The organism is Pseudoduganella sp. RAF53_2 (assembly GCF_052113985.1).
GTDB lineage: Bacteria > Pseudomonadota > Gammaproteobacteria > Burkholderiales > Burkholderiaceae_D > Rugamonas.
The window spans coordinates 1-7,681 of record NZ_JBFRDW010000265.1; the positions used below are offsets into that span (position 1 = coordinate 1).

General features: G+C 62.7%; 10 protein-coding genes. 3 read left to right on the plus strand and 7 right to left on the minus strand.

What is annotated here, in order from left to right; all coding sequences use genetic code 11:
• On the plus strand, window positions 1-775 hold a 775-nt coding region (locus AB4Z11_RS16540), incomplete at its 5' end, for a GlxA family transcriptional regulator (protein WP_442026334.1).
• A gap of 64 nt (window positions 776-839) precedes the next feature.
• Here AB4Z11_RS16540 and pncB read toward each other — a convergent pair.
• The 4 genes from pncB to AB4Z11_RS16560 all read right to left on the minus strand — a co-directional run bounded on the left by pncB (window position 840) and on the right by AB4Z11_RS16560 (window position 4,125).
• Window positions 840-2,030, minus strand: a complete 1,191-nt coding sequence (gene pncB / locus AB4Z11_RS16545) for a nicotinate phosphoribosyltransferase (protein WP_442026335.1) — start codon at window positions 2,028-2,030, stop codon at window positions 840-842.
• A 12-nt stretch (window positions 2,031-2,042) separates the two neighbouring features.
• A complete protein-coding gene (locus tag AB4Z11_RS16550; protein WP_442026336.1) occupies window positions 2,043-2,900 on the minus strand; it encodes a cysteine hydrolase in 858 nt (285 codons plus the stop codon).
• Between the two features lie 45 nt (window positions 2,901-2,945).
• Entirely contained in the window at window positions 2,946-3,434 is a 489-nt protein-coding gene (locus AB4Z11_RS16555; protein ID WP_442026337.1) for a nuclear transport factor 2 family protein, read from the minus strand.
• 76 nt (window positions 3,435-3,510) lie between these two features.
• On the minus strand, window positions 3,511-4,125 hold the full coding sequence (locus AB4Z11_RS16560) for an FMN-dependent NADH-azoreductase (protein WP_442026338.1): 615 nt from the start codon (window positions 4,123-4,125) through the stop codon (window positions 3,511-3,513).
• A gap of 107 nt (window positions 4,126-4,232) precedes the next feature.
• On the opposite strand from AB4Z11_RS16560, the gene AB4Z11_RS16565 reads away from it, so the two are divergent.
• Both AB4Z11_RS16565 and AB4Z11_RS16570 read left to right on the plus strand, forming a co-directional pair.
• The gene (locus AB4Z11_RS16565; RefSeq protein WP_442026339.1) at window positions 4,233-5,150 is read left to right on the plus strand and encodes a LysR family transcriptional regulator; all 918 of its coding nucleotides are present in this window, start codon (window positions 4,233-4,235) and stop codon (window positions 5,148-5,150) included.
• A gap of 102 nt (window positions 5,151-5,252) precedes the next feature.
• Window positions 5,253-5,723 (plus strand): hypothetical protein, encoded by a 471-nt coding sequence (locus AB4Z11_RS16570; RefSeq protein WP_442026340.1) that lies wholly within the window; start codon window positions 5,253-5,255, stop codon window positions 5,721-5,723.
• Window positions 5,724-5,776: 53 nt separating this feature from the next.
• On the opposite strand, the gene AB4Z11_RS16575 is transcribed toward AB4Z11_RS16570, so the two are convergent.
• From AB4Z11_RS16575 to AB4Z11_RS16585, 3 genes are all read right to left on the minus strand, one after another.
• On the minus strand, window positions 5,777-6,079 hold the full coding sequence (locus tag AB4Z11_RS16575) for a chaperone modulator CbpM (RefSeq protein WP_442026341.1): 303 nt from the start codon (window positions 6,077-6,079) through the stop codon (window positions 5,777-5,779).
• A 3-nt stretch (window positions 6,080-6,082) separates the two neighbouring features.
• Complete coding sequence (locus tag AB4Z11_RS16580; protein ID WP_442026342.1) at window positions 6,083-7,003, minus strand: DnaJ C-terminal domain-containing protein; 921 nt, start codon at window positions 7,001-7,003, stop codon at window positions 6,083-6,085.
• Between the two features lie 48 nt (window positions 7,004-7,051).
• On the minus strand, window positions 7,052-7,681 hold a 630-nt coding region (locus AB4Z11_RS16585; protein ID WP_442026343.1), incomplete at its 5' end, for a beta/gamma crystallin-related protein.

Sequence of the window (7,681 nt, forward strand, 5' to 3'; positions counted from 1 at the left end):
TGACAATGCCCCTGCCGATATCGACACCTTGCTGGTCGCTGGCGGCCACAATGTGCTCGACCTGGAAACCAACCATCATCTGATGGACTGGCTGGTGCATAAGGCAGGCACGGTGCGCCGCATGGCCTCCGTCTGCTCCGGCGCCCTGCTGCTGGGCGCCGCCGGTCTGCTGGACGGCCGCCGCGTCACCACGCACTGGAACGTGTCGGGCAGCCTGGCGCGCCGCTTTCCGCAGGCGCAGGTGGAGCATGACCGCATCTTCATCCGCGACGGTTCGCTCTACACGTCGGCCGGTGTGAGCGCGGGCATGGATCTGGCTCTGTCGCTGGTGGAAGAAGATCTGGGCCGCGACGTGGCGCTGAAAGTAGCGCGCGAGCTGGTAATGTTCCTGAAGCGCCCCGGCGGCCAGTCGCAGTTCAGCGCCCATCTGGCCGCACAGACGGCAGAGCGCAGCAATATCCGCGCTTTGCAGGAGTGGGTACTGGAGAATCTGGACCAGGATTTATCGGTCGAACGCCTGGCGACGCAGGCCGGCATGAGCGTGCGCAATTTCTCCCGCCAGTTCAAGCAGGACACCGATACCACGCCCGCCGACTTCGTCGAGAGCGCCCGTATCGACGCGGCGCGCCGCATGCTCGAAGATACGCCGACGCCGCTTAAACGCGTAGCGGCGCGTGCCGGTTTCCACGATCCCAACAGTTTGCGCCGTGCCTTCGTGCGACGCCTCGGCGTCACGCCGGGCGATTACCGCAACCGTTTTCAAAACGACGCTTGACCGTACGCAACGGCGGATCAATGATCCGCCCTACGTCATTGATCCGCTGCGCATGAGCAGCCGCTCAGCTCGCAGTATGGTGGAACACCTGGCGCAGGTATGCGAGGAAAGTCTCGTCCTTGCACAAGGTCTTTCCTGGCGAGTCGGACAGCTTGGCCACCGACTGGCCATTGCAGCGGACGATCTTCATCACGATGTTCAGCGGCGTCAGGCCCATGTCGTTGGTGAGCCAGGTTCCGATACCGAATCCGACCATGATGCGGTCGGCGAAGTGCTTGTAGATGCGGAAGGCGGAGTTGAAATCGAGGCCGTCCGAGAACACCAGGCGCTTGGTCTTCGGGTCGATGCGCAATGAGAGGTAGTGCGCGATGGCCTTGTCACCCCATTCAATCGGATCGCCCGAATCGTGGCGCAGGCCGTCGAACAATTTGGCGAAGTAGAGGTCGAAGTCGTCGAGGAAGGCATCCATGCCGACAACGTCGGTTAGCGCGATACCGAGATCGCCGCGATACTCATGCACCCAGGCGTCCAGCGCGGCCTTCTGGAAATCGCGCAGACGCACGCCGAAGGCCTGGAACGACTGCATATACTCGTGCGCCATGGTGCCGATCGGGATCAGGCCGAACTTGTAGGCCTGATAGACATTGGATGTGCCCTTGAAATACTCCGGCACTTCGCGCGCCAGGCGCTGCACCACTTCATCATGCCATTGCGCGGAGAAGCGGCGGCGCAGGCCGAAGTCGGACAGCTCGAAAGGATTGCGCAATGGCGTCTCGCTGCCGAAAGCCTTGAGTGCCTTGATCTTTTCGCCCAGGCGCCGGCAGCCCTCATCCCACGCGGCCTTCTGGTCAAAGCGGCGGAAGTACAGTTCATTGACGATGTAGAGCACGAAGATCTCGAAGGCCATCACGTGCACTTGCGGACCGGCGGCGAGAATCTGCAGCGTGTCGCCATCCGTGGTGACGGTGATGAATTTGCGCTGGAAGCGGAACACCGTGAGGAAGTCCACGAAGTCGCTTTTCATGTAGCGCAGTGAGCGCAGGTAGGCCAGTTCCTGTTCGCTGAAGGTCATGGAGCAGAGATGATCCAGCTGCGCTTCGACTTCCTCTTTCAGCTCGGCCAGCGGAAACGCCGGCTTGTTGCGGCAGACGAATTCGTATTCGGTGTGCGAATTGGGGTGGCTATGCAGGAGCGCCTGCCACATGGTGAATTTATACAGATCGGTTTCGAGCAGGCTGCGTACTACTGGAATCATGATTGGTCTTTCTTATCGGCCCGCGTTCACCAGCAGCTCCTGCAGCACGTCGCCGGATTGGGCGAGGCGCGCGCCGCGCTGCTGCATGCGCTGGATGAAGTCGTGGTACTGGCGATCGAAGCCAGTCACGGCGCTCATGCAGTCGGTGATGAGGACGAGCTTTGCCGGATCGATGTGATCGGCGAGGTGTTCGGTGGTGGCCTTCACGCAGTGGCTGCTGGCTTCACCGGCGATGAAAATGAGGTCGGCGCCAGCCAGGCTGTCGATCAGGCGTTTATTGATTTGCGTGCCGGGATCTTTTGGATCAGGCACTTCGGCCATCACGGCCGAATAGTGCTCGGTCCATGGATTCGAGCCCTTGGTGACTTTGTCGACGATGCCCAGCTTCTGGTCTTCCCAGTGGTTGTAGGCTTCGCGCACGTCTTCGTGCACGTTATGGCCCCAGGAGCCGATCTCGCAATGGACGGGCCAGACCATCAGCTGGTAGCGGCCGGCTTCTTCCAATGCGTCCAGGTATTCGAGTACGCGCGCTTTCGCTGCCGGGTCGCGCGGCGTATAGCCGGCCGCGCGCACGGCGGCTGCGGAGATTTGCGTGAACGGCGCAACCGGGCCGCCATCGCCGGCAATCCAGAAAGTCGGATGGGCGACGTCGTAGCGGTGGTGCGAATCCAGCGTGACGGTGATAGCGGAGATGCCGTTGCGGCCGCGATTGATCAGGCCTGCGAGACGCAGCATGTCCTGATGCGCGCCCGGCACAGGCAGCGCGGGCGCATGCGCAGCGCGCGTGGCGGGATTCTCTGGCAGATAGCTCGCGGGCAGATCGCAGAAGTCGTTCTGCGGGTCGATGATGAGCAAATGCAGGCGTTTCATGAAGTCTCCGGGACGAACATATCGCTACATGATACCCGCCGCGGCTCAGTTGCGGGGATTGAAGGACCAGGTCACCGAATAGATCTTCCATCTGCCATCGCGCTTGACCAGCTGCCAGGCCTCCACGCCATCGTTCTGCACTTTGCCGTCCAAAACGAATTCATAGTCGAACTGCATCCAGGCCAGATCAGTGTCCTGCGTGATCTTTACATTGTGGAAGCGCTCTTCCACCGCGCGCTTTTCGCGCTTCAGATAGCCGGCGAAATCATGGAAGCCTCCAGCCCGCACACCATCCGTGTTCGGATCGGACTCTTCGCGCGCACGGCGCACATACTCGTCCGACGCAGGGGAAGTGAACAGGATGTTCGGATTCAGCATCAGCGAGGCGARCTGCTTGTGGTTCTTGGTCTTCAGCGCGGACTGGAAATCTTCAGCAATCTGGGTGATGGCCTTGATCTCTTCCGGCTTGTTGGCGGGGGCGGCGATGGCTGCGGTGGCGCAGTACAGCAGGCTGGCAATGATGAGTTTATTCATGTTGCCAGCATAATAAAAAAGGGGCAGGAAAGCCAGCGGCTTGCCTGCCCAGGGGAATACTCAGGGGAGAATCAGATTACGCAGCGACCAGTTCGTCGATCGACTTGCGGCTCTTGGCGATGGCGTCGGCAACCGCCTGCTCGCCCATGGCCACGCCTTCAGCGCGGATGAAGGTCACGTCGGTCAGGCCGATGAAGCCCAGGAAGGTGCGCAGGAAGGTGGTCAGGTGGTCGTATGCCGCTGCAGGACCTTCGCTGTACGCGCCGCCGGATGCGGTGAACACATACACCTTCTTGCCTTTGACCAGGCCTTCAGGACCATTGGCGCCGTACTGGAAGGTGCGGCCAACGCGGGCCACGTGGTCGATCCATGCCTTCAGGTTCGACGGTACGGAGAAGTTGTACATTGGCGCGCCGATCACGATCACGTCAGCAGCCAGCACTTCGTCAACCAGGGTGTCGGAAGTCTTCACCGCGAAAGCCTGCTCCGCGTTGCGCGCTTCGGCCGGGGTGAAGAAGGCGCCCATCATCTGCTCGGTCAGGTGAGGCACTGGATTGATCGCCAGATTGCGCTCGGTAACGGTGCCGGCTGGGTTAGCGGCTTTCCATTTTGCTACGAATTCGGTCGACAGTTGACGGGACAGGGAACCTTCGCTGCGCACGCTGCTGTTGATGTGAAGAATATTTGCCATGTTTTGGAACTCCTCAGGGAATTGGTGAGTGATTGCAGTCATCATAGATCGCGTTTAATATCGAGGAAATCCCCTTTTTATCAATCGATAGCATCGATTTTCTTGATATGCGTGACCCCGGCCTTCCCACTCTCGAACAGCTGCGCGTCTTCATTGCCGTGATCGACCACGGCGGTTTCGCCCATGCCGCGCGCGCCCTGCACCGCACCCAGTCGGTGGTCAGCTACACCATCGCCAACCTGGAAGAGCAGCTGAATATCGAACTGCTCGACCGCAGCAAACGCAAGCCCGTGCTGACCGAAGCAGGCAAGGCCCTGCTGGCCGATGCGCGCGCCGTGGCCAGCAAAGTTGACGGCATGCGTTCGCGCGCGAAAGCGCTGGGACAAGGCCTGGAACCGGAAGTGTCGATCGTGGTGGACATCATGTTCCCCACCTGCCTGCTGGTGCGCATCCTCGAATCCTTCCAGCAGGAGTTCCCCACCGTGTCCCTGCGTCTGCACACGGAAGCGCTGGGCGCGGTGACCCAGCTGGTGAAAGACCGCCGCTGCCAGCTTGGCGTGGCCGGGTGGCAGATGGCGCAAGGCGCGGACCTGGAGCGCCACGCGGCGGGCCACGTGAAGATGATGCCGGTGTGCTCGCCCAAGCATCCGCTGGCGCAGATCGAAGGCGTGATTCCGACCAGCGTGGCGCGCGAGCATTTGCAGCTGGTGGTGACCGACCGCAGCGTACTCACGCAAGGCCAGGACTTCGGCGTGCAGGCGCTGCGCGACTGGCGGCTGGGCGACCTCGGCTCCAAGCACGCCCTGCTGCGCGGCGGTATCGGCTGGGGCAATATGCCTGAAGCCATGATTGCGGACGACCTGAAGGCCGGCTATCTGGTGCGTCTGCACGTACAGGAAGGCAGTGAGTTGCTATATCCCTTGTACGTGATCCATCGCGGCGACGATGAGCTGGGGCCTGCCGGCAAGTGGCTGCGCGAGCAGTTCATCCAGCTCGACCACAAGCTGCCTCAGCATCCTTTCTAGCTGCTGGTCCTACAAATCCGCGGCGCGTGCGCCGACACACCTCGCATGGTCAGCGGCCTAGCATGACCTCTACCTTCACCACGAAATGAAAGGAGACGGATCATGGCATCACAGGACAAGCAAGGCAATCGCAGCGGCAGCAGCCGCCAAAGCAGTGGCGCCGGCAGCTCGGGCAGCCGCGACGATCAAAGCATGCGCGACGACCAGAACGAGGTCAGCCAGCAGAACCAGCAGAGCGGCAGCCAAGGCAGCCAGCAGTCCGAGCGCAAAGGCCGCCAGCTGACGGCTGAGGACGAAGACGAGCGCGCACGCCAGACCCAGCAAGGCGGACAACGTTCCGGCATGGGCAATCCGGGCGGCAGCCAGCAGTCGGACCGCTCACGCGAGAATTCGGACGACTGGCGCCAGCAATCAGGTAGCCAGCAGTCCGGCAACAAGGCCGAAGGCCAGCGTGAAAACCTGACCGGCGGCAATCAGCAGTCGGGCCGCGGCGCAGGCCAGCAAAGCACCGGCAACCAGTCGCGTGGCGAAACCAGCGGTTCGCGTGGCGGCGGCAAAGACCAGTCGCGCTAACGACTGACGAGGCCGTGTCGCATTCGGCGCCTGACCCGAAATGCTACACGTGCTCAGCCGTGGAGGGCGCGCAGGTGCGTGCGCAGGCGCTGCACCTCCTCGGTCAGATCGACCACCAGCGCCGCGAGGTCTTCGTTGRCATCGAAGTCCTGTTCAACGCGGCGCAAATTCCTTGCACGGACCAGATCGACGCTGGTGAAACGCCAGGCTTCCGGCTGCGCGTCCGTGCCTCCCAGCAAAATGCCTGAGTGCACCCGGTGCACCACCCATTCCGGTTCCACCGCGCAGGCGCGGGCCAGTTCTTCCAGAGTCAGTGCCGCTTCGTCCAGCAACACGCAATTGATGATGGAGTTCATGTCTTAGCCTCGTGGATTGAATGGCAGGTCGCGCGCCATTTGCTCGTAGAGCTGGCGCGCCTTGTCGCTGTCGGCCTGCGGCAGCACCACTTCCAGAATCAGGTAGAGATCGCCCGCCGTGCCATTCGGCCCGCTCGCCGGAATGCCGCGTCCTTTCAGGCGCAGCTTGCGGCCGGTCTGGCTTTTCGGCGGCACGGTCACGGTCACGCGGCCGGACGGCGTACTCACTTCGATTTCGCCGCCCAGCATGGCTTCCCATGGCGTGACGGGCACCGTTTCATACACATCGCGGCCCTCGGCGCGGAAGCGGGTGTCCGGCATGAAGCTGATTTCCAGGTAGAGATCGCCCGGCTCGCCGCCGCCCATGCCCGGCTCGCCCTGCCCGCTCAGGCGCAGTTGCTGGCCTTCCGTGACGCCCTTGGGAATATTGAGGTTGAGGGTTTTTTCGCGTGTAACCACGCGGCCCTGCGCATCCATTTCCGGCACACGCATGCTGATGGTGCGCGTGGCGCCGTGGTAGGCGTCATGCAGGTCGATCTGGATGGAGGCATGGCTGTCGCTGCCTTGCATGCGGAAGCTGCCGCCTCCGCCACCGCCACCGCGCCGTCTGCCGGCATGGGCGAACAGGTCGGCAAAGAAGTCGCTGGGATCGCCTTCGAAGCTGGAGCCCCAGTCCGGCGGCGGACGGAACTCCTGGCCGGCGCGGTAGCCGCCCTGCCCCAGCTCGTCGTAGGCGGCCTTTTTCTCGGGGTCGCTCAAGACGCCGTAAGCTTCGTTGAGCTCCTTGGTCTTGGCATCCGCATCCGGTTCCTTGCTCACGTCCGGGTGGTACTTGCGCACCAGCTTGCGGTAGGCCTTCTTGATCTCGTCTTGGCTGGCCGTCTTGGCGACGCCCAGCGCGGCGTAGTAGTCCTTGTATTCCACGGCGTGCTCTCCAGGTGAAGATCCGGGAGAGCACAGCTTAGCAGAAGATCAACGGACGCGTCGCAAGGACGACAGGCGGTCGCGCAGATTGCGCAGGTTGTACTGGCCCGGACCGAACACCTGGCACTGGCCGCGGTAGTCGGCGTGTTCGCACAGTTCCCAGGTGCCTTCGTGGATCACCATGGAATTGGCGTGGTCGTTGAAGCCGACATCGGTCAGGGTGCGGATGTCGCCGCTGATGCCGATGGCGCGGCCGCTGAAGTTGTCGCCGTCGAACAGTTCAACGGCAGCGCCGCCCTGATAGCCGCCGCCCTGCCAGCCATTGCCGTTGTGGTAGCCGCCCTGCCAGTTGCCATCACGGTCGCGGCGGTCGCGCCATTCCTCGCGTTCACGTTCACGATTGCGCTCACGTTCGCGCCATTCGCGGCGCTCGTCGTCGCGGTAGCCACCGCCGCCGCCTTCCACTTCGCGGGCGGAGGAGATGACGTTGTTGAAGCGGCCCAGGTTCGGGTACTCGCCGCGGCCAAACACAGCGCAGGCGCCGCCGAAGTCGCGGTGCTCGCACACTTCCCAGGAACCGGAACGCACGATCATGCTGGAGGCGCGGTCGTTGAAGCCCAGTCCAACGAAGTCGTTGCTGCCGCCGCGGATGGTGACTTGCTGGCCGCTGAAATTGGG